The organism is Geothrix sp. SG200 (assembly GCF_022808935.1).
Classification (GTDB): Bacteria; Acidobacteriota; Holophagae; order Holophagales; family Holophagaceae; genus Geothrix; species Geothrix alkalitolerans.
Genome location: NZ_JAKZFR010000002.1, coordinates 306,935 through 331,824, shown reverse-complemented (window position 1 = coordinate 331,824; position 24,890 = coordinate 306,935). Strand labels below are relative to the sequence as shown.

Annotated in this window: 24 protein-coding genes; 10 read left to right on the top strand and 14 right to left on the bottom strand. The window is 66.7% G+C overall.

Translation table 11 applies throughout. The features are described from left to right. Positions 1 to 64 precede the first annotated feature (64 nt). The 8 genes from ML539_RS06900 to ML539_RS06860 all read right to left on the bottom strand — a co-directional run bounded on the left by ML539_RS06900 (position 65) and on the right by ML539_RS06860 (position 8,835). A complete protein-coding gene (locus ML539_RS06900) occupies positions 65 to 1,297 on the bottom strand; it encodes a (Fe-S)-binding protein (protein ID WP_243321951.1) in 1,233 nt (410 codons plus the stop codon). Next, positions 1,294 to 2,697, bottom strand: coding sequence for an FAD-linked oxidase C-terminal domain-containing protein (locus tag ML539_RS06895; RefSeq protein WP_243321950.1), 1,404 nt, complete (start codon positions 2,695 to 2,697; stop codon positions 1,294 to 1,296). The genes ML539_RS06900 and ML539_RS06895 overlap by 4 nt, the downstream gene beginning before the upstream one ends. Positions 2,698 to 2,701: 4 nt before the next feature. Then, entirely contained in the window at positions 2,702 to 4,105 is a 1,404-nt protein-coding gene (locus tag ML539_RS06890; RefSeq protein WP_243321947.1) for a DASS family sodium-coupled anion symporter, read from the bottom strand. Positions 4,106 to 4,236: 131 nt separating this feature from the next. After that, positions 4,237 to 4,980, bottom strand: coding sequence for a LytTR family DNA-binding domain-containing protein (locus ML539_RS06885; protein ID WP_243321945.1), 744 nt, complete (start codon positions 4,978 to 4,980; stop codon positions 4,237 to 4,239). Further along, the gene (locus ML539_RS15415) at positions 4,977 to 6,260 is read right to left on the bottom strand and encodes a LytS/YhcK type 5TM receptor domain-containing protein (protein WP_279341536.1); all 1,284 of its coding nucleotides are present in this window, start codon (positions 6,258 to 6,260) and stop codon (positions 4,977 to 4,979) included. The genes ML539_RS06885 and ML539_RS15415 overlap by 4 nt, the downstream gene beginning before the upstream one ends. A gap of 148 nt (positions 6,261 to 6,408) precedes the next feature. After that, complete coding sequence (locus ML539_RS06870; protein WP_243321943.1) at positions 6,409 to 7,101, bottom strand: LrgB family protein; 693 nt, start codon at positions 7,099 to 7,101, stop codon at positions 6,409 to 6,411. Beyond that, entirely contained in the window at positions 7,089 to 7,457 is a 369-nt protein-coding gene (locus tag ML539_RS06865; protein WP_243321941.1) for a CidA/LrgA family protein, read from the bottom strand. Before ML539_RS06865 ends, ML539_RS06870 begins: the two co-directional genes overlap by 13 nt. A gap of 136 nt (positions 7,458 to 7,593) precedes the next feature. Beyond that, positions 7,594 to 8,835, bottom strand: a complete 1,242-nt coding sequence (locus ML539_RS06860) for a porin (RefSeq protein WP_243321939.1) — start codon at positions 8,833 to 8,835, stop codon at positions 7,594 to 7,596. Between the two features lie 475 nt (positions 8,836 to 9,310). Between ML539_RS06860 and ML539_RS06855 the strand changes: the two genes are divergently transcribed. The 8 genes from ML539_RS06855 (at position 9,311) to ML539_RS06820 (ending at position 17,143) form a co-directional block, all read left to right on the top strand. Beyond that, the gene (locus ML539_RS06855; RefSeq protein WP_243321936.1) at positions 9,311 to 10,552 is read left to right on the top strand and encodes a porin; all 1,242 of its coding nucleotides are present in this window, start codon (positions 9,311 to 9,313) and stop codon (positions 10,550 to 10,552) included. Positions 10,553 to 10,701: 149 nt separating this feature from the next. Next, positions 10,702 to 11,847: an ABC transporter substrate-binding protein gene (locus tag ML539_RS06850; protein ID WP_243321934.1), complete on the top strand. Its 1,146-nt coding sequence runs from the start codon at positions 10,702 to 10,704 to the stop codon at positions 11,845 to 11,847. A gap of 106 nt (positions 11,848 to 11,953) precedes the next feature. Beyond that, a complete protein-coding gene (locus tag ML539_RS06845) occupies positions 11,954 to 12,823 on the top strand; it encodes a branched-chain amino acid ABC transporter permease (RefSeq protein WP_243293365.1) in 870 nt (289 codons plus the stop codon). Between the two features lie 10 nt (positions 12,824 to 12,833). Then, positions 12,834 to 13,883, top strand: a complete 1,050-nt coding sequence (locus ML539_RS06840) for a branched-chain amino acid ABC transporter permease (RefSeq protein WP_243321932.1) — start codon at positions 12,834 to 12,836, stop codon at positions 13,881 to 13,883. Next, a complete protein-coding gene (locus ML539_RS06835; protein ID WP_243321931.1) occupies positions 13,883 to 14,602 on the top strand; it encodes an ABC transporter ATP-binding protein in 720 nt (239 codons plus the stop codon). The genes ML539_RS06840 and ML539_RS06835 overlap by 1 nt, the downstream gene beginning before the upstream one ends. Then, positions 14,595 to 15,299, top strand: a complete 705-nt coding sequence (locus ML539_RS06830; RefSeq protein ID WP_243321930.1) for an ABC transporter ATP-binding protein — start codon at positions 14,595 to 14,597, stop codon at positions 15,297 to 15,299. Before ML539_RS06835 ends, ML539_RS06830 begins: the two co-directional genes overlap by 8 nt. An 11-nt stretch (positions 15,300 to 15,310) precedes the next feature. Beyond that, positions 15,311 to 15,733, top strand: coding sequence for a CBS domain-containing protein (locus ML539_RS06825; RefSeq protein WP_243321929.1), 423 nt, complete (start codon positions 15,311 to 15,313; stop codon positions 15,731 to 15,733). A 144-nt stretch (positions 15,734 to 15,877) separates the two neighbouring features. Continuing rightward, positions 15,878 to 17,143 carry an MFS transporter gene (locus ML539_RS06820; protein WP_243321928.1) on the top strand — a complete coding sequence of 422 codons (1,266 nt, stop codon included), beginning with the start codon at positions 15,878 to 15,880 and terminating at the stop codon, positions 17,141 to 17,143. Between the two features lie 316 nt (positions 17,144 to 17,459). On the opposite strand, the gene ML539_RS06815 is transcribed toward ML539_RS06820, so the two are convergent. The 6 genes from ML539_RS06815 to ML539_RS06790 form a co-directional block, all read right to left on the bottom strand. Continuing rightward, a complete protein-coding gene (locus tag ML539_RS06815; protein ID WP_243321927.1) occupies positions 17,460 to 19,622 on the bottom strand; it encodes a S9 family peptidase in 2,163 nt (720 codons plus the stop codon). 46 nt (positions 19,623 to 19,668) lie between these two features. Then, positions 19,669 to 20,508 (bottom strand): HAMP domain-containing sensor histidine kinase, encoded by an 840-nt coding sequence (locus tag ML539_RS06810; protein WP_243321925.1) that lies wholly within the window; start codon positions 20,506 to 20,508, stop codon positions 19,669 to 19,671. Further along, positions 20,484 to 21,155, bottom strand: coding sequence for a hypothetical protein (locus ML539_RS06805; protein WP_243321923.1), 672 nt, complete (start codon positions 21,153 to 21,155; stop codon positions 20,484 to 20,486). The genes ML539_RS06810 and ML539_RS06805 overlap by 25 nt, the downstream gene beginning before the upstream one ends. Before the next feature lie 28 nt (positions 21,156 to 21,183). Next, complete coding sequence (locus tag ML539_RS06800; RefSeq protein WP_243321921.1) at positions 21,184 to 21,504, bottom strand: hypothetical protein; 321 nt, start codon at positions 21,502 to 21,504, stop codon at positions 21,184 to 21,186. 144 nt (positions 21,505 to 21,648) lie between these two features. Next, entirely contained in the window at positions 21,649 to 22,962 is a 1,314-nt protein-coding gene (gene pepQ / locus ML539_RS06795; RefSeq protein ID WP_243321919.1) for a Xaa-Pro dipeptidase, read from the bottom strand. 37 nt (positions 22,963 to 22,999) lie between these two features. Beyond that, positions 23,000 to 23,809, bottom strand: coding sequence for a menaquinone biosynthesis protein (locus tag ML539_RS06790; RefSeq protein ID WP_243288172.1), 810 nt, complete (start codon positions 23,807 to 23,809; stop codon positions 23,000 to 23,002). Positions 23,810 to 23,843: 34 nt separating this feature from the next. Between ML539_RS06790 and ML539_RS06785 the strand changes: the two genes are divergently transcribed. Further along, complete coding sequence (locus tag ML539_RS06785; protein WP_243321917.1) at positions 23,844 to 24,308, top strand: MGMT family protein; 465 nt, start codon at positions 23,844 to 23,846, stop codon at positions 24,306 to 24,308. Between the two features lie 42 nt (positions 24,309 to 24,350). Then, on the top strand, positions 24,351 to 24,863 hold the full coding sequence (locus tag ML539_RS06780) for a methylated-DNA--[protein]-cysteine S-methyltransferase (protein ID WP_243321915.1): 513 nt from the start codon (positions 24,351 to 24,353) through the stop codon (positions 24,861 to 24,863). Positions 24,864 to 24,890: the final 27 nt, after the last annotated feature.

The following is a 24,890-nucleotide window of genomic DNA, read 5'->3' as shown; positions in this document are numbered from 1 at the left end:
TCCTTCCGGATGACATTGGGAGGAGGAAGGACCTTGCGATCTTGGTGCGGTCCGAAAGCCAGCCTCAGATGACCTGGCTGATGTGCAGGGCCTGGAAGGCCCCGCCGCTCTGCTCGGCGGCGCGGGTCAGCTGGATCAGGCAGCCGGGGCAGGCGGTGACGACGACCTGCGCTCCGGTTCCCTGGATGTCCTCCTGCTTGCGCCGGAGGATGGCCTCGGCCGCCTGGGGGTGCTCCAGGTGGAAGCTGCCGGAGCCGCCACAGCAGCGCTCCTTCTCCTTCAGCTCGATCAGCTTTCCGGCCTGCTCCAGGAGCTGCCGGGGCTGGCGGCGGATCCCCTGGCCCCGGGCCAGGTGGCAGGGATCGTGGTAGGTGAAGGTGGCTCCGGGAAGCGCCTGGGGACGGTAGCCGGCTGCGGCGAGGTACTCCGTCAGGTCCATGACCTTGGCGGAGAACCGCGCGGCCCGGTCCGCCCAGACGGGATCGTCCGCGAACCACGGCGCCAGGTGCTTGAGGGTCCCGCTGCAGCTGGCGCAGTCGGTCACCACCAGGTCCGCGGCCTCGAAGGCCTTGATGTTCTCCTGCGCCAGCTCGAGGAAGGCTTCGCGCTGGCCGTGGGCGAGGTGGGGCAGGCCGCAGCAGGGATGGTCCGGCCGCTGGAAGGGCGAGAGCTGGGCGAGGATCCGCTGTGTGCTTCGGGAGGCATCCGGGAAGAGCAGCTTCATGCCGCAGCCCTGGAAGTAGGCGACCTTGGCGCCGGGATGGAGGGCGGGTTCCGGCCTCGGATCCGGGGCGCCCAGCAGGGCGGGACCCGCGTACTTCTCGAGGTAGGCCTGCCGGGAGGTCTCCCGGGGCACCAGCTGGGACGGCAGCAGGCGGTGGAGCCCCACGGCCCGCAGCCCGGCCAGGGTGGCGGCCCCCAGACCGACCATCCTCCTGCGGCGGAGCACCCGGCCGATCCAGCGGCTGCGGAGCGGGGTGCTGCCCAGCGTGTCGGCGAGGGCCTGGCGGACCTGCAGCATGGCCTCGTCCGTGGGGACCTTGCCAGGGCAGGCGTCCGTGCAGGCCCGGCACAGGAGGCAGAACTCCAGGGCCTCCTGGGCTTCCCGGTCGGGCGGGATGAGGCCCTCGGCCAGCCCCCTCACGAGGGCGTTCTTGCCCCGGGCGCTGGCCCGCTCCACATCCTGGACCTGGAACAGCGGGCAGACGGGCAGGCAGGTGCCGCAGCGGTCGCAGCCCAGCACCTTCCCCCGGGCGGCCGCGAAGGGCCCCGGGCCGGCCTTCGTCGCGGCGGTCACCATATCTTCCCCGGATTGAGGAGGCCCAGAGGATCCAGGGCCCGCTTGACGGCCCGGTGCGTCTCCAGGCTCACGGGTCCCACGGCATCCGGGAAGTAGGGCCGCTTGGTGATGCCGATGCCGTGCTCGCCGGAGAGGGTTCCCCCCAGGTCCAGGGCGGCCTGGAAGATGCCGTCCACCGCCTGGTGGGCCCGGGCCGCCTGGTCGGGGTCCGCCAGGTTGCAGAGCACGGAGGGATGGAGGTTGCCGTCCCCGGCGTGTCCGAACACGGGGATGCGGAGCCCGCTGGAGGCCGCGATGGCGTTGATGCGTCGCACGACTTCGGGGAAGGCGCTGCGGGGCACCGAGATGTCCTCGCCAAGCCGGTTCGGGGCCATGGCCGCCACGGCGGAGCTGAGGCCCCGGCGCTCGGCCCAGATCGCCTCGGTCTCCTCCTTCGAGGCCGCCGAACGGAAGGCGATGCGACCGGCCCGGTCGGTGATGGCCTCGATCCGCCTGGACTGGGCTTCCAGGGCCTCGGCGCCGTCCCCGTCGATCTCCAGGATGAGGCAGGCGCCGGCGCCCTCCTCCATCTGGGTGTTCCGGGCCCGGGCCACGGCTTCCAGGCAGGTGGCGTCCATGATCTCGGCCGCCGAGGGGGTGACCCCGTCCAGCAGCATCTCCTGCACGGCGGCGCAAGCCTCGTCCATGGTCCGGAAGACCACGCGGAGGACGCCCCGGGCCTTCGGCAGGGGACGGAGCCTGAAGAGTGCCCGGGAGACGATGCCCAGGGTCCCTTCCGAGCCCACGAACAGGCCCGTGAGGTCGTAGCCGGTGACGTTCTTCACGGCCTTGCCCCCGGTCTCGAGGATCGCGCCGTCCGCCAGGACCACCTCCAGGCCCATCACGTAGTCCCGGGTCACGCCGTACTTCACGGCGCGCATGCCCCCGGCGTTCTCGGCGACGTTGCCCCCCAGCGTGGAGAACTTCCAGCTGCCGGGGTCCGGGGGGAAGAACAACCCGTGGCGGGCGCAGTGGTCGTGGAGGTCCACGGTGCGCACGCCGGGCTCGGCGCTCACCATCATGTTGGCGGTGTCCAGCTCCAGGATGGAGGTCATGCGGTCCAGGGCGAGGACGATCCCCCCTTGCAGCGGCACAGATCCGCCGGTCCGGCCGCTGGCGGCCCCCCGTGGCGTGACGGGGATGCGCCGCTCGTGGGCGAGGGCCATGACCCGGCTGATCTCCGCGGTGGTCCGGGGGCGCACCACGGCCTGGGGCATCGTGTTCCGGTCCAGGGCCAGGAAGGAGGCGTCGTAGGAGTACCCGAAGACTTCCAGGGGCGACTCGATGACGTGCTCGCGGCCGACGGCGTCGCGGAACCCGTCCAGCACCTCCGGTTCGAATGCGGTGAAGGTCGTCATGGGATCACCGCGTCAGGCCGAGCCAGTACCAGTAGGTCAGGGCGACCAGGGACATGAAGGCGGCGGCCAGCACGCTCATGACGGCGCCCGTGCGGATCATCTCCCGGGAGGTGACATGGCCGCTGCCCATGGCGACCGCGTTGGGCATGTTGGTGACCGGCAGCAGGTACTGGTGCTGCATGTTCATGCCGAGAACGAGGGCGAAGGCCATGGGATCCACGCCGATGGCCAGAGCGTGGGCGATGACGATGGGCGTGAGGGCCGTGGTCTTCGGGCCGCCTCCCGTGAAGAAGATCTGGAGGGCCGTCACGACCCAGATGAGGATGATCACCTGCAGGACATGGGACATCCCCGCGATGGGCCCCAGGAAGACGCCCGCCATCCACTTGGCCGCGCCGGAGGACGCCAGGGCCGTGCCCAGGGAGAGGCCCGCCCCGTAGAGGACGTACACGTTCCAGGGCACGCGGGTCTGGGCTTCCTTCCACTTCATGATGCCCTTGCCCGGCCAGAGCAGGGCGATGACGGAGGCCGCCCCCACGAGGACGACGTTCACCTTGTGGAAGGCGTCCGTGGCCCAGAGGAGGAGCGTCAGGAGGAAGACCGCCAGGGTGTACTTCTCCGCAGCCGAGAAGGGACCGAGGGCCTCGAGCTCCTTCTGGATGTAGTCGGCGCCGCCGCTGGCGGCTTCGGCTTCGGGGGGCCACATCCAGCGGATCACGAACACGCTGAGGAACGCCAGCAGGAAGGCCGGCATGCCGCCCACCTTCAGCCAATAGGACCAGGAGACGGCGCGCTTCGTGGCCGCCTCGATGAGGCCCGCCGTGATGGGGTTGCCCACGTGGGCCGTGAGCACGCCCAGACTCATCATCGTGCCGCTCATGGCCACGATGAACATCAGGGCCTTCATGGTGTTGCTCTTCCCGGGCTCGGCCTTCACCGCCTGGCCGATGCCGAGGATGATCGGAAGCATCAGCAGGGTGCGGGCCGTGATGGAGGGGACCAGGAAGGTCATGACCGCCATCACCAGGGCCACGGCCCAGTAGATGCGGATGATGCTGCCTCCCGCCCGGGCCACGAGCCAAAGGGCCACCCGCTTGGAGAAGCCGGACTTCTCCATGGCTCCGGCCATGATGAAGCCGATCACGATGAGCCAGAGGGCGGTGTTGGAATACCCGCCGAACGCCGCAGCCAGGGGGACCGCCTTCAGCACGGCCAGAAGGAATACGATCACCAGGCCGCTGAGGGCGTCCTCCAGGGCCTCCGTGACCCACACCACGATGGCGAAGACCGCCACGGCGATGGAGGCCTTGCCCTGGGGACTGAGCCCTTTGACTGCGGGCGTCAGCCACAGGATGGCGGCGAGCAGCGCGGACGCGGCCACCAGCGATGCGATTTTCCTCGGACCCATGTCCATCCTCCTCGTCGGTGCGCGATCGGGCCCTCGGCCCGCCAAAGGCATCAGATCGCGACCAGGGGGTCAAGAACATCCCCCGGGCGACGAACGGCCCTCAGGCGCCCACGAGCGGCCCTACGGAAACCTCAAAGGTGGAAATGGGACCGGATCCGGTCGGCGTAGGCCCGGCCCACCGGCACCTCGGCGGCCTTCTGGTCCCGGGGGGCCCGGAGCTTCAGCAGGTAGCCGTGGTTGAGCCAGGGCGTGAGCTGCTGGACCTGGTCGAGGTTCACGATGAAGTTGCGGTGGCACCGCAGGAACACCTGCGGATCCAGCTGCTCCTCCAGGTCCCGGAGGCTGGCGCGGATCGGCCACTGGCGGCCGTCGAGCGTCTCGACGAGCACTTCCCGCTCCCGTGCCTGCACCAGGCGGATGCTGGTTACCGGAACCACCTCTAGGCTCGCTCCGTGCTCCACGAGGAGGGTGCGGACCCAGGCCTCGCGGTCCGGCTGCGGGGCCGGGGCCGATGGAGGGAGCACCCGCTCCGCCACGCGCCGGAGGTCGCTGGCGTCGAAGGGCTTGAGCAGGTAGTCCACGGCCTTCACCGAGAAGGCCTCCAGGGCGAAGGAGGCGTGGGCGGTCACGAAGACCACCCGCGGAGGCTTCGGCAGGGACAGCAGGCGCCGCGCGACCTCCAGTCCATCCATGCCCGGCATGTCCACGTCCAGGAAGACCAGGTCGGCGCCCTCCGCCTCGAGGAAGGCCAGGGCCGAGGGGCCGTCGTGGTACACGCCCACCACCCAGGCCCAGCTCTGCTCCTCGAGCAGGCACTTGAGCTCCCCGCAGATGAGCGGCTCGTCGTCCACGAGGACGGCCTTGAGGCGCTTCATGGGACCTCCTCGCTCAGGGGCAGGTCCAGGGTAGCCAGTGTGCCGGCGCCCTCCCGGGCCTGGGAGAGCGTCAGCCCCGCGGGATCGCCGCACAACAGCTCGAGGCGGCGCTGCAGGTTCCGCAATCCGCTGCCTTCCCCGTAGCCTTCGGGCTCCCGGCGGTTGATCTGGTCCAGCCGGTCCTGGGGGAGGCCCAACCCGTCATCCTCGACCCGGATGAGCAGCCGTCCGCCCTCGCGCCCCGCCGTCACCGCCACCCGGCCACCTTCCGGCCGGGGGCCGATCCCGTGCTTGATGGCGTTTTCCACCAGGACCTGGACGGCGAACGCGGGCACCAGGGCGCGGGACAGGACCGGGTCCACCTTGATCCGGCTGGCGACCCGGGGACCGAAGCGGGCCTTCTCGATGCCCAGGTAGAGTTCCACCGTCTTCAGCTCCTCGGCCAGGGGGATCTGCTCCTCGCGGCGGTGCAGGGACCTCCTCAGGAACTCCGACAGATGCTTGACGATCTCCCGCGCCCGGTCGGGGCCGGTGCGGGTCAAGGCGCCGATGGTGGCCAGGGTGTTGAAGAGGAAATGCGGGTTCACCTGGGCCCGGAGGGCCTGGAGTTCCGCCTGGACCTGGAGCGCCTGGGTGCGGGCGTCGGCCGTGGCCTTCTCCTGCTCCCGGTACACGTCCTTCACCACCAGGAGGAAGATGGCGACAGCGGTGGCGTTCGCCAGGATGGTGGGCAGGGCGATGGTCTTCTCAAGCTTCCAGGCCATGTCGAAGGGCTTTGACAGGGTCAGGATGCAGGCCTTCAGCACCAGTTCTCCCGCCACGCCCGTGAGGAAGGCCACGGGAACCGTGATCCGCCGGTAGCCCAGCCCGGTCTGGACCCAGCCCCCCACGAGGCCCGCCAGCACGTTCGCCACGAGGGCCGCCAGGGCCGTGTAGCCCCCCATGCCATAGCGGACGAGGCCTCCCAGGATGCCGGCCCCGGCCCCCACCAAAGGGCCTCCGATCAGCCCGCCGGCGATGGGCCCGACGATGCGCGTGTTGGCGAGGGCCCCGTGGATGGGCAGCCCAAGGAAGTTGCCGAGAATGGAGAACAGCCCGAAGACCAGGATGAGCACCAGCGTGTCCAGACGCCGGGAGCGGGTCCCCGTGAGGGCGCGGCGCACCGCGCTCAGGCGGGTCACGAAATAGGCGCCCATGCCGTTGAGGGCCAGGTTGCGGAGGATGTCCCACAGCAACTTGCCTTCGAACGGACCCCACGTGAAGTTCGTCCAGTCCATCATCCGCTCAAGTATCCATGGCCCTGCCGGTCCCACCAAGGGCGCGGGACACCCCCAGCGGGCTCCCTTCCTTCAGGGCTGCACGTCCTCCATACCCACCAAGGGCGAGTGGGTGGGAAGGCCGCTCACGATGGGGGCCAGGGAGGCCTTGTCAATGCCGGAGCAGCAACCGCACCACCAGGGGGGCGAAAGTGGCGGTGGTGATGCCGGCCAGGGTCATGGCCAGGCCGGCCATGGAACCCTGGCGCTCGCCCTCCATGAATGCCATGGCCGTGCCCTGGCCGTGGGCGCCGGTGCCCAGGGCCAGCCCGCGGGCCACGGGGGCCTTGATCCCGGCCCAGGTCAGGAGGGTGCCGCCGAAGACGGATCCCAGGGTGCCGGTCGCCACGACGATGGCGGATGCCAGGCCGGGGCTGCCCCCGTGGATCCTCGCGATTTCGACGGCAAAGGGGATGGTGACGCTTTTGGGCAGGAGGGAGAGGAGCACGTCCTTCGGCAGCCCCGCCGCCAGGGCGATCAGGCCGGCGGTCAGCATCGAGGCGAGGGCTCCGAGGCCCACCCCTGCGAAGATCTCCCGGCGATGGCGCCGGAGGAGGCTCCGCTGCCGGTAGAGGGGAACCGCAAGGCCCACCGTGGCGGGACCCAGCAGCCAGGTCATGATCCGCTGGCCCGGGACGTAGGACTGGTAGGGGATCCTCAGGGCCAGCAAGGTGGCGATGACGAGGCCGGCGCCCAGCAGCACGATGTTCAGGAGGGGATGCCGGTACCGGAGGTACAGGGCCTTGGAGAGCAGGTAGGCGCCGACAGTCAGCAGGACGGAGAACAGGATCGTCAGTCCGTGCATGATGCACCATCCTTCTCCAGCCACTGCGCGATGGCGCCGGTCCCGAGGAAGGTCAGGGCCGTGCTGAGGACGATGGCGAGCGCCAGGGCCAGCCCGTAGCGGTAGAAGACGCCGCCCCAGTTCATGAGGTCCACGGCCACGGGAATGAAGAAGAAGACCAGGTGCCTCAGCAGGAAGTCCGCAGCCTCCTGGACGTGTTCCAGGCGCACCACCCCCAGGTTGAGCAGGAGGTAGAGCAGGATGATGCCGACCACGTTGCCGGGGACGGGCAGGTGAGCCAGGCGGGCGACCTGATTGCCCAGGAGGTAGATCAGGGCCAGGAGGGTGAGTTGGCCCAGGATCTTCAGTTGCTTCACTGCAGCCTCGAATGGAGCAGGGGCAGCCCCAGCTATAAGGCGATTGTGAGCTGAAACGGCGGCTTGTCCAAACCAGGTGCCCTACCCGCCAAGGAGCCCCCGGTCTCCCGGGGGCTCCCATACGTTCCGGCTCGGATCAGAAGGCGACCAGGAGCGCCGCCACGACGGTGTTCCCGCCCTGCTCGCCGGTCTCGGCGCCGAAGGGCCGGAGGAAGTTCTTGCTGCGGGCGATGTAGTTGAGCTTGAAGTTGGCGGCCTTCACCTTCTCGGGGATCCAGGCGTAGGTGTAGCCGACCGTGACTTCGGTGTACTTGGGGGTGTAGTCGGTGCCCGTGGGCAGGCCGGTGGCCACGTTCGTGGTGTAGGGGTTGGTGGCCGTGTACCAGTCGTCCCCGCTGTTGAGGTTCATCAGGTCGTAGCGGGCCATGAAGCTGTGGGGGCCGAAGGTGTAGCCGCCGGTCACGTAGTAGCCCGTGAACTTCTGGTCCAGGTGCTCGCGCTTCACCACAGGGGCGCTGGCGGCGAGAGTGGCGAAGCGGCGGCCCAGCAGGCCGGTCATGTACTCCGCGGTGAAGGTCCAGGTGCCGTCCTGGTAGGCGTAGAAGGCGCCCAGGTTGGTGGTCTTGTCCTTGTTGTCGTAGATGGCGGCCTGGCTAGGCCACGTGCCGGCGGGGTTTGCGGCGATGGCAGTGGAGGGGTTGCCCTTGTCGGCCACGTCGGTCGTCCCCTGGAGGGTGTACGCCCCGAACTTATGCACCTTGCCCAGGCTGAAGTCCAGGCGCAGGACGAAGTCCTTCTGGGCGTTGGTGTCGTTGGTCTTGCCGGAGGTCGCGTCGTTCATGCCGTTGAACACGGCCGCGGTGACCTTGCCGGCGAAACCTTTGGGGTCGCCGTAGGAGTAGCCGAGGGCGAGGCCGCGGTCACGCTTGTCGCCGAACATCCGGCCAAGCTGGCTGCGCTCGGCAAAGAGCAGCTCCGTGGAGCTGGTCACGCCCTCGTAGGTCTGGAGGTTCTTGAACTGGCCGGCCTTCACGTCGATGCCGGCGATGGGCTTCCAGACCACGAAGGCGTCCTGGAGGATGATGGGGTTCGACGTCCCCGTGGAGATGGAAGGATCGAACATGACTTCGTAATCCACGCCCTCGGCGATGTTGCCGGAGACCTTGATCTCGGTGCGGCGGATGGCGAACGTGTTCTCCTTGAACTCGCTTCGGAGGTTGTAGTACCCGCCAGGAGCCGCGCTGTTGTAGCGCAGGTTGCTGTCCATCATCTGCGTGTACCAGAGCTGGATGTCTCCGCCGATCTTCGCGGTCTGGGCCGAGGCGGGCAGGGCGGCCAGGGCGAGGGCCGCCAGGCTGAGGGTGCGCGTGCGCTTCATGGGGTCTCCTAGGGGCCAACAGGCCGATGGGGAAAGGTTCCCGGCTCCCTGTGACATGCCCGCGAAAACGCAGGTACGGTCCTGTGTCTGAGACGTGAATTCAGCTGAACTCGTGCCGGTCCCGGTTTTCTACAGGAGGTGCAGGCTTATGGAAACCTGAATTTACCCAATATGCCCACGGTTCTTGACCAATAAGAACCGGAGCCGATCGCTCCTTGCGAAAGGGCCGAGACCCCCTGCCAGTCCCATGGCACTCGGGGTGTCGCCACACCATTGTGTCTATCATCACAACCATCGGAACTTTTGGTTCATTTTTGATAGACGCAAGCGACTCCCCCGTTTAGCTTGAATCCGTTTGATCAGCCCCCAGATATTCCGCGACTGATGTCCCAGACATCTGGTGGTCTGACCTGATCCGTCCACGCCACTCCTCTCCTTTCAATCCTCCCAACCCTCCCTCATTAGGAGCCCACCCATGAAGATCACCCGCCTTGCCGGCGTTGCCGCCCTTCTCGCCGCCGGGGTCACCCAGGCCCAGGCCCAGGACGTCAAGCTCACCGGCGTCCTCATCGAGTTCTGGCAGACCCAGATGCTGGACAGCAACCTGCGCAACAATGCGACCGCCACGGCCGGTGCCTCGAAGTACTACGGCCTCGACTCCCGGTTCCAGGAGAACACCTTCGCGGTGAAGCGCGCCGAGATCTACCTCAACGGCAAGATCACCGATGACGTCAGCTGGAATCTGATGTTCGATCCGAACAACTCCACCTCCAGCGTTGGCAACAACGTCCTGCATGACGCGGTCATCACCTGGAACGCCGGCAACGGGTTCACCGTGAAGGCCGGCCAGTTCAAGATGCCCACGACGTATGAAGCCACCATGGTTGCCGCCACGAACATCCTGTTCTTCGAGCGCAACCAGATCAACCGCGTGTTCGGCGACAAGCGCGACCGCGGCGTCTGGGGCATCTACAGCTGGGGCGACGCCAAGGCCTGGAACGGCAAGATCAATCTCGCCGTCTCCAACGGCACCACCGATGACGGCAGCGCCGGCAAGAACAACGACCTGAACGCCCAGAAGGACTGGACCACCCGCGTCGAGTTCGCCTACGGCCCCGAGCACAAGTTCGGCGCCTACTACCGCGAGGGCGTGACGAACCTGAAGGACGCCACCTCCAACAACGCCTCCGCCTGGGTGACCGCCGGCTACGTCAGCGCCGCCCAGATCAAGGACAACAAGGACAAGACCACCCTGATGGGTGCCTACTACGCCTTCGACAACGCCACCTGGCATGCCAGCGCCGAGTTCGCCACGGGCCTGCTGGGCCGCCGGTACCCCACCCTCTTCGCGGCCGCCACGACCAATCCCCTCCGCGAGCACCTCGACCAGAAGTTCCAGGGTTTTGTCGCTGACGGCGCCTACAAGATGGGTCGCCACTGGTTCACCGCCCGCTACGACATGATGAACTACAACTCCGGCGACGACTGGTACACCGCGACCAGCCCCTACAAGCCCACCGCCGGTGGCGACTACAGCCCCAAGTACACCGAAGTCACCGTGGGCTACAACCTCCTGTTCAACCCCGCGAAGTACAGCGCGGGCAAGCTGAAGCTGGACTATGTCCACCGCAGCAAGAACTTCCTGGCCCCCCGCGCTGGCCAGACCGGCGAGCAGGGTGGCGACAGCCTGGTCGCCTCGGTCATGATCGGCTTCTGATCAGAGCACGTTCTACCTAGCAGATCCTTCTCTCTGCGCAGCCACGGAACTCACGGGTCACAACCCGCGAGTTCCGTGGTTTTTTTGACCCCCGGCAGGTGTAGAATTCCCATACCTTCCAACCACATCTCTTTTGCATTGGAGCTGCCATGCGAAAGCACCTCTTGGCCCTGGGCGCCGCTCTAGCCCTCTCTCCGTGTCTCATGGCGCAGAAGATCGGCGTCATCAACTCCATGAGCGGGCCCGAGGCACCCATAGGAGAACACATCACCAACGGCATCAAGCTTGCCGAAGAGGACCTCAAGAAGAAGGGCATCAACCTCCAGCTGGTCTGGGAGGACGACACGGGCAAGCCGCAGATATCCATGAGCGCCATGGAGAAGCTGGCCACGCGCGACAACGTCGTGGGCGTGGTGGGCCCCTACACCTCGGCCTGCTCCAACGCCGTCGCCAAGCTGGCGGAGAAGTACCGGGTCCCCCTCCTGATCCCTGCCGCCGCCAAGGAGGAGATCACGCGTCAGGGCCTCAAGTACGTCTTCCGGATGAACGCTCCGGCTGACAAGTACGCCTCCAGCCTCATCGATGCCGCCGCCGCCCTCGGCAAGCCGAAATCCATCGCCTTCATCTACGAGAACACGGATTTCGGAACGTCCACGACCAAGACCGCCAAGGAGTACGTGACCAAGAAGGGCATGCAGGTCGTGGCCGACGAACCCTACCCCAAGGGCGCCGCGGACTACCGATCCACCCTGGCCAAGGTGAAGTCGAAGAACCCGGACCTGGTGTTCATGGTGTCGTACGTGGCCGACGCCATCCTGCTCATGCGGCAGTCGAAGGAAGTGGGTCTCCAGCCCCAGGCTTTCCTGGGCGCCGGCGCGGGGTTCACCACACCCGAGTTCGCCAAGGAGCGCGCGATCTCCGAGAACGTCATCTCCTGCACCCAGTGGACCGGCGACGTGAACTGGCCCGGCGCCAAGGAGTTCGAGGCCCGCTTCAAGGCGAAGTTCGGCAAGGAGCCCACCTACCACGCCGCCTGCGCCTACGCCTCCATGATGATCATGGCGGAGACCGCCAGGAATGCGGGTGGCGACCGGATCAAGACCCAGCAAGGACTGAAGGCCGGCAAGTGGAACGGTGTCATGGGCGAGGTCCAGTTCGCCGACTACGACGGCTTCACCAACCAGAACAACCACCAGATGCTCGTGCAGCAGATCATCAGCGGGAACTACGAAACGGTGCTGCCCGCCAAGTTCGCCACCAAGAAGCCGATCTTCCCCTTCCCGAAGTGGAAGTAAGGCTGAATCCGACCGGGGGTTCCGCGCTGCGCGCACACCCCCGGGCCCCCGCGTCCCAGTCCGGCAGAGCCGGACTGGGACTTTCCTCCCGGAGCCCCGCGAATCCATGGCTGTATTCCTTCAATCTCTCATCAGCGGCGTCCTGATCGGTGGCGTGTACGCGCTCATCGGCATCGGGCTCACGCTCATCTTCGGCGTGATGCGCGTCATCAACTTCGCCCATGGCGACATCATGATGGTGGGGATGTACCTCACCTACCTGCTGTTCACGCTGATGGGCGTGGACCCCTTCGTGTCCGTGCTCATCAGCTTCCCGCTGATGTTCTTCTTCGGGGGATTCCTCCAGAAGGTCTTCATCAACCGCGTGCTCAACGCCGTCGCCCAGAATCAGATCCTGCTGACCATCGGCCTGGGCCTCGTCATGAGCAACACGGTCATGCTGATCTTCACGTCGGACTACAAGATCCTCACCACCTCGTACTCCTCCTCCACCATCCAGGTGGGCGGCGGAGTGTCGATCTCCACCCCATTGTTGGTCTCCTTCCTGATCACGGCCGTCATCACGGCCGCCCTGGGCTGGTTCCTCTTGAAGACGGACACGGGCCAGGCCATCCGGGCCACGGCCCAAGACCGGGACGCCGCCCAGCTGATGGGCATCAACGTCAGTCGCATGTCCGTCATCGCCTTCGGTCTCGGTGCGGCCCTGGCCGGGACGGCCGGCGCGCTGATCTCGCCGACCTACTACATCTTCCCGCAGGTGGGCGGCACCTTCACGCTGAAGGCCTTCGTCATCACGGTGCTTGGTGGCATGGGCAGTGTGGTGGGCGCCACGCTGGGCGGGATCCTCATCGGCATCACCGAATCCATGAGCGCGGTCTACATCTCCTCCGGATGGAAAGATGTGGTGGTCTTCGTGCTCTTCCTGCTCGTACTCCTTTTCAAGCCCTCGGGCCTGATGGGCAAGTCGCGGACCTGAGGAGGACGACATGAACAAGAGCATGCTCAAGGCCGCGATCGGCCTCATCGTACTAGCGGGCCTCCTGGTCGTTCCGCGTTTCGTGGAGAGCCCGTACGCGCTGCACATGATGATCCTGCTGTTCCTCAGCGTGTCCCAGGGCCAGAGCTGGAACATCCTCGGGGGCTACGCGGGCCAGTATTCCGTCGGCCACGCGGCCTATTTCGGCGTGGGCGCCTACACCACCATGATGCTCATGTATTCCAGGCAGGTGGTGCCCTGGGTGGGGGTCTGGGCCGGTGTCGCGGCAGTGATCGTCGTGGCGCTCGTGATCGGCAGCATCTGCTTCAGGCTGCGCGGCCCCTACTTCGTGCTGGCCTCCATCGCGGTGGCCGAGATCATGCGGCTGTCCGCCATCAACCTCACCACGCTCACCAATGGCGCCGAGGGCATCCTGGTCACCGAGATCCCCGCCTTCAAGATCGGCGAGCGGGTGGTGACGGACTTCCTCACGAAGGTGCCTTTCTACTACATCGGCCTCTTCCTGGCCCTGCTGACCCTCGCGATCACCTACTGGGTTCAGCACTCCAAGCTGGGCTACTACTTCCAGGCCATTCGGGAGGACCAGGACGCGGCCCACTCCCTGGGCATCCACATCTCGGTCTACAAGAACATCGGGCTGGTCATCTCGGCGGTGCTGACGTCGCTGGCCGGGAGCTTCTATGGCATCTACGTCGGATTCGTCGATCCCCCCACGGTGCTCGGGCTGGATGTTTCCGTCCAGATCATGCTGATCTGCATCATCGGCGGCATGGGCACCATCTGGGGCCCGGTGCTCGGATCCCTGCTGCTCGTGCCCCTCTCCGAGGCCCTCCGCAGCAACATGATCACCGAGGGGCTCGTGAAGATCGGCCTCGTGAGCGCGGATTCGAAGGTGGGGCTCTTCCTCAAGGAGAACCTCGCCCACGCCCACGTCCTCATCTACGGCATCCTCGTGGTGCTGGTGATCCTCTTCATGCCGGACGGCCTGATGGGCTTCGTCAAGAAACTGGCTTCGCGCCGGAAGCGGGAGGCGGCCTGATGCCCATCCTGGAGATCAAGAACGTCAGCAAGTTCTTCGGAGGCCTGGCGGCCAATTCCGATGTGTCCTTCTCCATGGAGCAGGGCATGATCATGGGCCTCATCGGGCCCAATGGCGCAGGCAAGACCACCCTCTTCAACTGCATCACCGGCTACTACCCTCCTTCCAAGGGCGAGATCCTCTTCGATGGCCGGCGCATGAATGGGCTCCAGCCGGACAAGGTCTGCAAGCTCGGCATGGTCCGGACGTGGCAGAAGGTCCGCCCCCTGGCCAAGCTGTCGGTGGTGGACAATGTCATGGTGGGCGCCCTGGCCCGAACCATCTCGCTGAAGACCGCCCGGGACATGGCCATGGAGCAGCTCAAGGTGGTCCGCATGGAGCACCGGGCGGACTTCCTGGCCGGGGGCCTGCCCATCGGTGAGCGGAAGAAGCTCGAGGTGGCCCGGGCCCTGGCCACGCAGCCGAAGCTCCTGCTGCTGGACGAGGTCATGGGTGGCCTCAACCCCGCCGAGAGCGAGGAGATCATCCAGCTCATCCTGGACATCAAGGCGCAAGGCCTGACGCAGATGGTGATCGAGCACGACATGAAGGCCATCATGCGCATTTCTGACCGGATCGTCGTCCTCACCTCCGGCGAGAAGCTGACCGAAGGCACCCCCCAGGAGGTGGTGAGCAATCAGGACGTGATCGATGCCTATCTGGGTGAGAGCCATGCTTAAGGTCGAGAAGCTGAATTTCGCCTATGGCGATCTGAAAGTCCTGTGGGACGTGGACCTGGAAGTGCACGAAGGCGAGATCGTCACGGTGGTCGGCGCCAACGGCGCCGGGAAGTCCACCACCCTCAAGAACATCTCGCGCCTCGTCAAGCCCGCCTCCGGGAGCATCACCTTCGAGGGCAAGGACCTCGGCAGGATGCTCCCGCATCATGTGGTCGAGGCCGGGCTCGTCCAGGTGCCCGAGGGGCGCCGGATCTTCCCGGAGATGACCGTGATGGAGAACCTCCGCATGGGGTCCTACGTCAAGGCCACCCGGGCGGATCGCCAGAAGAACATCGACTGGGTCTTCGAGCTGTTTCCGCGCCTCAAGGAGCGGGAGCAGCAGCTGGGCGGGACCATGTCCGGCGGCGAGCAGCAGATGCTGGCCATCGCCCGGGGGCTCATGGCCAACCCCAAGGTGCTTCTCCTGGATGAGCCCTCGCTGGGCCTGTCGCCCCTGCTGGTGAAGAACATCTTCGACATCATCACCGGCATCAACAAGCAGGGCGTTACCATCCTTCTCGTGGAGCAGAACGTCTACCAGTCCCTTCGCATCGCGCACCGCGCCTACGTCATGGAGACGGGCCGCGTGGTCATGACGGGCCGCGGAGAGGAACTGCTCGCCAACGAACACATCAAGAAAGCCTTCCTGGGCATGTGAGGAGAACCGTCATGAACACGGTCGAAAAGTGGATGACCAAGAACCCCATCACCATCGAGGAGGACGCCTCCATCATCGAGGCCATCCATCTCATGAAGGAGAAGGGCATCCGGCGGCTCCCCGTCATGGCCAGTGGCAAGTTCGTCGGCCTGATCACCGAGCGCATGATCAAGGACTACACCCCCGGGAAGGCGACCTCCCTGGACACCTGGGAAGTGCACTACCTGCTTTCCAAGACCGCCGTGAAGGAGGTCATGAACCTGCATCCGATCACGGTGACGCCGGATACGGACCTGGCCACGGCCGCCCAGGCCATCCTCGACCACAAGCTCTACGGCCTGTGCGTGGTGGATGCCAAGGGGCAGCTGGTGGGCATCATGTCCGTGGGTGACATGCTCAAGGCCGTGGTGGAGTTCGCGAAAGCCGGTAAGTAGGGACACGGCAGGCCACCGGGGCCTGTGGCGGGAGAACTGCGGCCTTCCGGGTGTTCCCCAGGCAGGCTCCTGGAGGGCATGGGTTGACCCTGCCTCCGGTTCCCCGGGAAGATCGAAGGTCACCATCACTCCCCAGGAGGTCCCTTGAGCCCAGCTCGACGCTTGCGTGAAATCCGCGACGGATTCGAGCGGCCCTTCTGGGTCGCGAACGTCAGCGAGCTGTTCGAGCGGCTCTCCTACTACGCGGCCTTCGCCTCCCTGGCCCGGTACCTGAACGAATCCCTGGGGTTTCCGACCCAGGACGCCAGCAGCCTTGCCGGATTGTTTGGGGGGCTGGTCTGGTTCCTGGCGGCTTTCGGAGGCGCGGTCGCCGATCGCCTCGGCTTCCGTCGCGCGCTCTCCCTCGCCTATCTGATTCTCAGCTGCTCCTATTTCCTTCTGGGATCGCTCGGCTCCTCCTGGATGGCTCCGGTGCGCGGCCTGGTGCCGCTCGGCGCGCTCGTGGCGTTCCTGCTGATGCTGCCGGCCCTCGGCATCGCGCTGGTGAAGCCGGCCGTGGTGGGAACCACCGCACGCGCCTCGAAGGAGAATGTCCGCTCTATCGGTTATTCGATCTATTACACGCTGGTTAACATCGGCGGCGCCGCCGGTCCCTTTGTCGCGTCGTACGTCCACCGGCACATGAGCGTGGAGAACGTATTCCGCGTGGCGGCCATCAGCGTGTTCCTGATGTTCTTCGCGGTGTTGCTGCTGTTCAAGGAACCTCGCAAAGACGGCGATGTGCCGCCCCCCTCATTGGCGGAGACGGGCAGGAACTTCCTCACCGTCCTTTCGAACCCGAAGTTCATGCTGTTCCTGCTGATCTTCACGGGGTACTGGGTGGTGTACTGGCAGGAGTTCATCACGTTGCCACTGTATGTCGCCAAATACATCGATCCGAAGGCGGACACGGAGCTGCTGCTGATGACCGGCCCGCTGGTCGTGATCTCCCTGACAGTCCTGATCAACCTGGCTACCCAGAAGATCGCCTCGGTGAAGGCGGTCACGATCGGCACCCTGATGTCGTCCCTCGCCTGGATCGTGCTGATCTTCAGGCCGACCGTGACGGGCGTGATCATCACGCTCGTCTGCGTCGCGCTGGGGGAGATCGTGCAGTCGCCGCGCTACTACGAATACATCTCGCGCCTCGCCCCTCCGGGCCAGCAGGGGACCTACATGGGCTTCGCCTTCCTCCCCATCGGCCTTGGATCCCTCATCGGGGGCTGGTTCGGCGGGAAGCTGATGCACCACTTTGGTGAGGTGACGCATAAGCCGGCGGGCATGCTCTGGACGATCATCGGCGTGGGCGTGCTCACGGCCGTGCTGCTCTGGGTGTACGACCGCATGCTGCCCGCCACACGGGAAGCCTGATCTAAGAGTGCCTAACACAACCCCGACGGGGCCGCGAGAAAGCCAGGTGGGATGCTCCGCAGATATCAGTTCGTCTCGTGTATCGCCGAAGGCGATACCGAGAGGGAAGGGCCCGCAGGGCGATGCGGGACATCGTTCAAGGGCCGTGACGCCGCGGGGCGCCCACCTGGCTTTCTCCCTCTGGGCGAGGGCCGGCGGGCGTCGCGATGCCGCGTCACGCTCGTCGCGCGTAGTACCCGCTACGCTTTGACTCGCGTTCCACGCCTCGCTCGCCCGGCGGCCCTCGCGCGACCCCGTGGGGGTTTTGTTAGGCACTCTATAGGTACTTCGACAGGAACTCCCACATGGTCTGGAACCGCGCCCAGTTGTGCTGAGGTGCGCGCGGGCTGTGGTCGGAGCCGGGCAGCAGCACGATCTGCGTAGGAAGTCCGGCCTTCTGAAGGGCGTCGATGAGCATGACGGTGTTCTGGGGATGGACGTTGTCGTCCAGGGTGCCGTGGAGCAGCAGGAGCCTGCCGGACAGGTTGGCCGCGGCCTTGAGCACGGAGCTGGACTCGTAGCCGGCCGGGTTGGCCGAGGGCAGACCCATGTAGCGCTCAGTGTAGATGCTGTCGTAGAGGTGCCAGTCCGTGACCGGCGCTCCGGCGATGCCCAGCTTCCAGGCCTTGCTGTGGGTGAGTCCGTAGGTGGTCATGAAGCCGCCGTAACTCCAGCCGTCCAGGCAGATCCGGTCCATGTCCGCCCAGCCCTGGGCCTTCAGCCAGGCCAGGCCGTCGAGCTGGTCCTGGAGCTCCTGGGCCCCCAGGTTGCGGTAGATGCCATGGGCGCTGGCCAGGCCCTTCCCCGAGGCGCTGCGGTTGTCGCAGACCCAGGTGGCGATGCCCTGCTGGGCCAGGAACTGGAACCAGGGCATGTCCCGGCGCCAGAGGTTCCGGACTTCGGGGGCCATCGGGCCGCCGTAGAGCGTCTGGAACACGGGGTACTTCTTCGCGGGGTCGAAGTCCACGGGCAGGACCAGCATCGTTTCCATGGGGAAGCCGTCGCGGGTCTTCACCTGCTGGAAGCTCACCCTGCCAAGCTTCAGGGCCTTCCAGGCTCCGGCGGGGTTGGCGTCAATGAGGCGGACCAGCTTGCCCTGGCTGTCGTGGAGTGCCTGCTGGGGCGGGGTGTGGATGTCGCTCCAAATGTCGAGGAAGGCGGTGAACGCGGCATTGAGCTTCACCCGGTGGGTGCCGGGCCGGTCCGTCAGCCTCACGAGGCCCTTCCCATCAAGCCCCACACGGTAGGCATCCAGGGCGATGGGGCTGCGTTCAGTCCCGTCGAAATAGAGCTGCCCAGTCCTGGCGTCCACGCCGTGCACCTGCCGGACATCCCAGTCCCCGGCCGTGACGGCGCCGATGAGCTGGCCGTCCTTGCCGTAGCGGTAGACGCGGTGGCGCCCCGTGCGTCCGGACTCCCACAGGAAGCCCCCGTCGGAGAGGAAGTGGGGCAGGGGCAGGCGCTCCTGCCAGGCGCGGCCGTTCTCGTGGATGAGAAGGCGGGAGGTCGCGCCTTCGTAGCGGCGCAGGTCCAGCCAGCTCTGGATCCGGTCCTGGTGGGTGGCCAGCAGGTGGCCGGCCGGGTCCCAGCCCACCTGGACGATGAGGGTCTCCTGGCCGGGATAGGGTTCGTCCATCCAGGTGGTGGCCCCCGTGAGGTCCACCACGCCCAGGCGGGCGGTAGGGTTGGGGTCCCCAGCCTTGGGGTAGCGGGCCTTCAGCGCCTTCTGGGGCTGGAAGCGGTCATCCATCAGGGTGTAGACCGGCACGTTGGTCTCGTCGAGGCTGAGGTAGGCCAGGCGCTTCGAGTCCGGGGCCCACCAGAAGGCGCGGAAGCTGCCCCGGCCATAGACCTCCTCCTGGTACACCCAGTCCAGGCGCCCATTGAACACAGTCTCCCCACCGCCGGTGGTGAGGCGGGTCTCCCGGGCCGTGGCCACCTCCACCCGGTAGAGATCGTTGCCCTTGAGATAGGCAACCTGCCGGCCGTCGGGGCTGAAGGACGCTTCTTCGGGATTTCCACCCGCGAGCCGATTGGCCGTGGCCGCCTTCACATCCACCAGGAAGAGGTGCTCCGCCACAGTCAGAAGGAAGGCGCTGTGGTCCTCCTTCCAGGTGAAGGCGCCGCGTCCGAGGGCCTCCTTGGCGGCGGCCTCTCCGGCCCCTGCCGTCACGAGGGCCGCTTGGAGGCGGGGGGACTCCAGCAGGGGCTTCCGTTCCCAGGTGGCGGGATCGATCCGGTAGAGGGCCACCTGGTCGCCCTCCCGGCGGGTTTCCACCAGGGCGCCGTCCGGCAGCCAGTCCAGGCGCGTGGCGGGCCGACCTGCATAGGCCACCCGCTTCGTGGGATGCGCCACGGATTCGAGGGTGAGCTGCCCCGAACCCTGTCCCGACAGGGCAGGGACGAGAATCAGGCAGGCCAGGAGGGCGCGGACGGGCATGGAGGCTCCGGGGGATCCTCCATGTATATCGGAAAACGAGGCTTCGTCAGCCCTCTGCTTCCTCCAACCGGATCTCCACCCAGGCCAGGGTTCCCGCGGTGAGCGGGATCAGGCCCATCCGACCCCCCATCAGGTGGACGATCCCGGCGGCCAGGGGCAGCCCGATTCCGAGCCCGCCGCGCCGCCGGCGGAGGCTGCGTTCCTCCTGTTCGAAGGGCCTCAGAAGCCGCTCCCAGTCCGGCGGCAGGCCGGGGCCCTGATCCTCGATCTCGAGGCGCAGGCGCCAGGCGCCGCCCTCGGGTCGGGCGATCATGCGGAAGGACACCGAACCGCGCTCGGTGAAGCCCACCGCGTTGTCCAGCAGGGCCTCCAGGGCCTGGGAGAGGCGGGCCGCGTCGCAGGCCAGGGGGGCGGGGAGCGGATCCATGGCGATCTTCGCCTCCAGGCCCTTGGCCCGGGCCTGGCATTCGAACTTCTTCCCGAGCTGCGCCAGATGGGACCCCAGGTCCGTCGGGCCGGGCCTCAGCGTGAGGGTTCCCTGGGCGAGGCTGGCGAAGTCGAGGAGGCCCTGCACCAGATGGCCCAGGCGGGTGGCCGTTTCCTGGGCGCGGTCCAGGATCGCAACCTGTTCTTCGCTGGTGCTGAGGTCCCGGGCCATCTGCAGGTGGCCGGCCAGCACCTGCACGGGCGTGCGGAGCTCGTGGTGCGCGTTGTCCATGAAGGCTTCCTGGGCCAGGCGGAGGCGCTGCTCCGCCTCCAGGGCCTTGCGCTGCTCGCGGATGACGCGCGACTTCGCCGACACCACGCTGAAGAGCGCGAGCCATGCCAGCACCACCACGACGAACGTGGCGAGCACGAAGATCAGGAAGAGATGGACTTCCTGCATAAGAACACCTTGGCGAGGGCGATTTCGTAGAAGACGATCACCAGACCATGCACGAGCCAGGGAAGGGGGAGCAGGTGGGGCGGCAGGACACGCAGGAAGTGGTTCGAAATGGCATTGAAGATCAAGGTGGTGGAGCCGTAGATCAGGATCGCGCTGTTCAGCCAGAACTCGGGCTTGGCCGCGAGGTCCTCGTCATCGTCCCGCAGGGCGAGCCCGCGCAGTTCGTAAATGCCCAGAACGATGAAGATCAGGCACTGGGTGGTGGTGAACAGCGCATTCCGCAGGAACAGGCCGTTCACGAACACCCCGGCCACGGCGGCCAGCAGGCCGATTCCAGCACAGGCCCAGTAGAGCCCCACCCGTCGTGGTGACGGGTGCGAGGTCCTGACGAGCACCCAGAGCGTTCCCGCGAAGACCACGGGCTGTGACAAATGTCGGAACCACTGGTTGTTCCGGTGGGAAAGGGCCAGGGCAATGAAAATGACCCCTTGAACCAGATCGACGACCTGGACCGCGACGAACCTTCCCATCCAGTGAGGGCGGGAAAACCCTCCCCGGATCCGGCTCCAGACGAAAGCGAGGATCGGCGCCAGGATGAACGGATCGAAGACGTAGAGGAGGATCCACCTATAGATGGGCTTGATCACCGGGACACCAGGTTCCTCAAAAGTCCTCCTAGAGGCTGGTTCCGGTGCAATAGGGCGGGCAATCGTGGCTGTTCTGGATGTAGACCGCCTGGGCGCTGTCCAGGTCCTTCCCGGCGGCGTCCACCGCCACCATCACCATCGTCGGCGAGCCGTCTGCGTGCCGGGCGTGGTAGATGCGGATACCGGCTGCGCCGGGCTGGGCCAGGAGCTGCTCGAAGGCGCTGCGGTTGAAGGCCGAGGCGCGGTGGGCGCCGGCCTCGGCGCGGACCTGGTGGTTCCGGACCAGGCTCGCGGCCTCGTCACGCGTGATGCGGTGGTCGCGGGCGGAATCGAAGGGCTGGGCGGACACAGGGTCACTCCTGGAGGGCGGCCGGGGGCCTGATTGGGAGGTAGATCAAAAGGATGTCCCTCCCATCAGACCCGAAGACGCACCGGCTCACAAGATGGGACTGAAGCAAAAGGTGAGGTTGCCGGATCCAGGCAGATCCGCGGGCTAGTTGGGCAGATGCGGCCGGGTGAGGTTCCGGTGCCCGGAGGAGGTCACCAGCAGGTTGTCCTCGATGCGGATCCCGCCGCAGGGCGTGAGCTCGTCGATGAGCTTCCAGTCGAACCTCGCCTTGTGCTCGTTCTCGCGGAAGGGGCGCAGCAGCATGGGGATGAAGTAGAGGCCGGGCTCCACGGTGAACACCTGGCCCGCCTCGATGGTGCGGGTGGTGCGCAGGGTGGGGTGCTGGGGCGGCGGAGGTGCCAGGGTGCCGTCGGGAGCGCCCTGGCGGCCGGCCACGTCATGCACCTGGATGCCCAGGTGGTGGCCCAGGCCGTGGGGGAAGAAGGGGCGGCTCAGGCCCAGTTCCACCGCCTCCTCGGGATCGGCCTTGAGGATGCCGTGTTCCTTCAGGAGGGCCGCGATGGCCAGGTGGCCCAGGTGGTGGAAATCCCCGTAGGGCATGCCGGGCTTCACGGCGTCGCAGAGGCCGAGTTCGAGCTTCACCATGCCGGCCACCAGGTCGGCAAAGCGGCTGTCGCAGTGGGGGGCGGCCACGGTGCGGGTGATGTCGGCGGCGTAGCCGCGGATCTGGGCGCCCGCATCGATGAGGAGGACATCGCCGTTCCTGACGTTGGCGCGCTTGTGCTCGTAGTGGAGGATGGCGCCTTTCTCGTTGAGGGCCACGATGCTGCCGTAGGGCATCTCGTGATCGACGATGCCGACGGCCTGGATGTAGGCGTAGTGGATCTCCAGCTCACTGGCGCCGGCCAGGAAGGCGGCCCGGGCGGCCAGGTGGCCCCGGGAGGCCAGCACCGTCGCCTCCTCGATGCACTGCACCTCATAGGCGGACTTGTTCGTGCGGTTCCAATCCAGGCGGGCGGTGAGGCCCGCCGGATTCAGCTCCAGATTGGCGGCCTCGGCCCGCTCCGTCTCGTTGCCGATGTAGGCGGCCTGTTCGGGCGATCCCAGGCGTTTCCAGGCCTCCTCGACCGTTCCCACCTCCTCGATGTCGAATTCCGAGGCCCAGAACGGGCTCCCCAGAGGCAGTTGCTCGTACCAGAAGTCCTCGGGGGCGTACCGGATGAGGCGGGGACGTTGGCCGGGCCGGACGACGAGGAGGTGATGGGGGCCCGCCATGGGGCACCAGTGGGCGAAGTGAGGCGTCGGATGGAAGGGGGCGTCCTGGTCGTCCGCGAAGTGCGTGTAGACCTGGCCGCTGGAGATCACCAGAGCGTCGAAGCCCGTTTCGGCCAGGGCCTCGGCGGCGGTCCGCTGGCGCTCGGCGATGTGGGCGTGGAAGAGGGAAGCGAGGTCGGTCATGGGGTGTCCTGGTGGGGGGTGTCGGTGGCGGGCGTGCTCAGAGGAACCGCAGCGGCTTTTCTTCAGGCGCGAAGCCGTGCCGTACGGCCTTCTCGAAGAAGAGGGCGAGGCTTTCGCGTTCTGCCTCGCCCAGGGTGTAGCTGATGTTCTCCGTCAAGTACTCGTGCAGCTCGATCTTGGTCCAGCCGATGGTGCGCCGGGCCTCCTCGATGATGGCCGGAAGCTGGGCCATGCCGATCTCGTAGCTCTTGTGGAAGAAGGAGGCCACGCCGCCGGGCACGGGCAGTTGCGGGGCGTTCTTCCGGACCAGCCACAGGGCGAAGACGAAGGGCAGGCCCGTCCAGGCGTGCCATTCCTCGGCCAGATCCAGCACGAAGAGCCCCTGCCGGGGGGCCCGCATGGCCGAATCGCCGATCATGATGGCGGCGTCGTGGGCTTCGAGCATGGCGGGCAGGTCCGGTCCCATGTCCGTGATCTCGGGGCTCACGCCGTAGCGCTCCCGGAGGATGAGCTGACCCAGCACCACGCTGGTGCGGCTGGAGGTGTCCAGGGCGAGGGTCCGGATCTGCTCCGGCGGCACCTTGGAAAGGATCACCACGCTGCGCACCCGCTTCGGCGAGGCGATGCAGAGGCCCGGCACGATCAGGAGGTCCGGGATCCGCAAGTACTCGATGGAGCTGACGATGCCGGCATCCACCTCGCCGGAGCGCAGGCGGTCGGCGCAGGCCGAGGGGTAGTGGAACTTGAGGTGGAAATGCTCCCAGCCGAGGCCATGCTTGAATCCGTGGTTCAGGGGAGCGGCGTTCAGATAGTCGATGATGGACAGGCGAAATGGTTCAGTGGCCATGGAAACAGTCTAACGACCCTGCGATGATTCCCTGATGGTCCTCTGGCACTACGAGCTGAACACCCTGCTGGGGCCGATGCGTGCGGCCTTCGATGGGCGCGGGCGTCTGCGCGAGCTGGCCGTGGAGGGCCTCGATCCCCGCAAGACCAGCCCGCTGCCGCCCAAGGAGCAGCGGGAGGCCAAGCGATACCTCGACCGCCAGCTGGACGCCTACCTGACGGGAACCCTCCGGACGTTCACGGTGCCCGTGGATCCCCAGGGTTCGCCCATGCAATTGCGCATCTGGGACACGGTGAGGACGATCCCCTACGGTCAATTCCGCCGTCCCGCCGACCTCGCCGCCTGGCTCGGGGTGGACGAAGACCTCATCGTCATGACCTGCGCGGCGAATCCCATCGCTCTGCTCGTTCCCTGCCACCGGGTGGTCCTGCCCGGCGAGGGGCCCATCCCAAGGGCCCTGCGGGAACTGGAATCGGGTCTGGGATGGCGAAATCCCTGATCCAATGCAACAAAAAACCGTGATTCTGGCATGCTGGTGCCTATGAACGGGCCCTTACATCTGCTGCCCACCCCCCTCGGGGACCTGGGCGCGGCCTTCGACGAGGAAGGGCGCCTCTCCCACCTGGTCCGGCTGCACGGCCAGCCTCCCCCGGTTCCCACCGGCCCTGTACCGAAGAGCCTCCCCTTCCTGAAGCGCCAGCTGGAGGCCTACTTCTCGGGGAATCTCCGGAATTTCAACATTCCCATGCATGCGGAAGGCACCGACTTCCAGGCGCGGGTCTGGAAGGAGCTGCAGAAGATCCCCTATGGGCAGGCGATCTCGTATCTGGAGCTGGCCCGGCGCCTGGGGGACGAGAAATGCATCCGCGCGGCAGCCCGCGCCAGCGGCGCCAACCCCATCTCCATCCTCATCCCCTGCCACCGCGTCATCGGTTCCGACGGATCCCTGGTGGGCTATGCCGGGGGCCTGGACATGAAGGAGTTCCTGCTCCGCCTCGAGGGCGTGCTGCCCAAGGCCCCACCCCAGCCACGGCTGCCGCTGACCTGGGATTGACGCCGAAAAAATTCCGGCGCCGCCCAT

What these genes read in the sequence shown, in the direction of transcription:
- ML539_RS15415 (WP_279341536.1), bottom strand. Translation starts at nt 6,260, where the DNA reads ATGATGGACTGGACGAACTTCACGTGGGGTCCGTTCGAAGGCAAGTTG.
- ML539_RS06830 (WP_243321930.1), top strand. Translation starts at nt 14,595, where the DNA reads ATGCTTAAGGTCGAGAAGCTGAATTTCGCCTATGGCGATCTGAAAGTC.
- ML539_RS06890 (WP_243321947.1), bottom strand. Translation starts at nt 4,105, where the DNA reads ATGGGTCCGAGGAAAATCGCATCGCTGGTGGCCGCGTCCGCGCTGCTC.
- ML539_RS06850 (WP_243321934.1), top strand. Translation starts at nt 10,702, where the DNA reads ATGCGAAAGCACCTCTTGGCCCTGGGCGCCGCTCTAGCCCTCTCTCCG.
- ML539_RS06780 (WP_243321915.1), top strand. Translation starts at nt 24,351, where the DNA reads ATGAACGGGCCCTTACATCTGCTGCCCACCCCCCTCGGGGACCTGGGC.
- ML539_RS06785 (WP_243321917.1), top strand. Translation starts at nt 23,844, where the DNA reads ATGGTCCTCTGGCACTACGAGCTGAACACCCTGCTGGGGCCGATGCGT.
- ML539_RS06840 (WP_243321932.1), top strand. Translation starts at nt 12,834, where the DNA reads ATGAACAAGAGCATGCTCAAGGCCGCGATCGGCCTCATCGTACTAGCG.
- ML539_RS06870 (WP_243321943.1), bottom strand. Translation starts at nt 7,101, where the DNA reads ATGCACGGACTGACGATCCTGTTCTCCGTCCTGCTGACTGTCGGCGCC.
- ML539_RS06860 (WP_243321939.1), bottom strand. Translation starts at nt 8,835, where the DNA reads ATGAAGCGCACGCGCACCCTCAGCCTGGCGGCCCTCGCCCTGGCCGCC.
- ML539_RS06815 (WP_243321927.1), bottom strand. Translation starts at nt 19,622, where the DNA reads ATGCCCGTCCGCGCCCTCCTGGCCTGCCTGATTCTCGTCCCTGCCCTG.
- ML539_RS06835 (WP_243321931.1), top strand. Translation starts at nt 13,883, where the DNA reads ATGCCCATCCTGGAGATCAAGAACGTCAGCAAGTTCTTCGGAGGCCTG.
- pepQ (WP_243321919.1), bottom strand. Translation starts at nt 22,962, where the DNA reads ATGACCGACCTCGCTTCCCTCTTCCACGCCCACATCGCCGAGCGCCAG.
- ML539_RS06790 (WP_243288172.1), bottom strand. Translation starts at nt 23,809, where the DNA reads ATGGCCACTGAACCATTTCGCCTGTCCATCATCGACTATCTGAACGCC.
- ML539_RS06895 (WP_243321950.1), bottom strand. Translation starts at nt 2,697, where the DNA reads ATGACGACCTTCACCGCATTCGAACCGGAGGTGCTGGACGGGTTCCGC.
- ML539_RS06845 (WP_243293365.1), top strand. Translation starts at nt 11,954, where the DNA reads ATGGCTGTATTCCTTCAATCTCTCATCAGCGGCGTCCTGATCGGTGGC.
- ML539_RS06855 (WP_243321936.1), top strand. Translation starts at nt 9,311, where the DNA reads ATGAAGATCACCCGCCTTGCCGGCGTTGCCGCCCTTCTCGCCGCCGGG.
- ML539_RS06885 (WP_243321945.1), bottom strand. Translation starts at nt 4,980, where the DNA reads ATGAAGCGCCTCAAGGCCGTCCTCGTGGACGACGAGCCGCTCATCTGC.
- ML539_RS06825 (WP_243321929.1), top strand. Translation starts at nt 15,311, where the DNA reads ATGAACACGGTCGAAAAGTGGATGACCAAGAACCCCATCACCATCGAG.
- ML539_RS06810 (WP_243321925.1), bottom strand. Translation starts at nt 20,508, where the DNA reads ATGCAGGAAGTCCATCTCTTCCTGATCTTCGTGCTCGCCACGTTCGTC.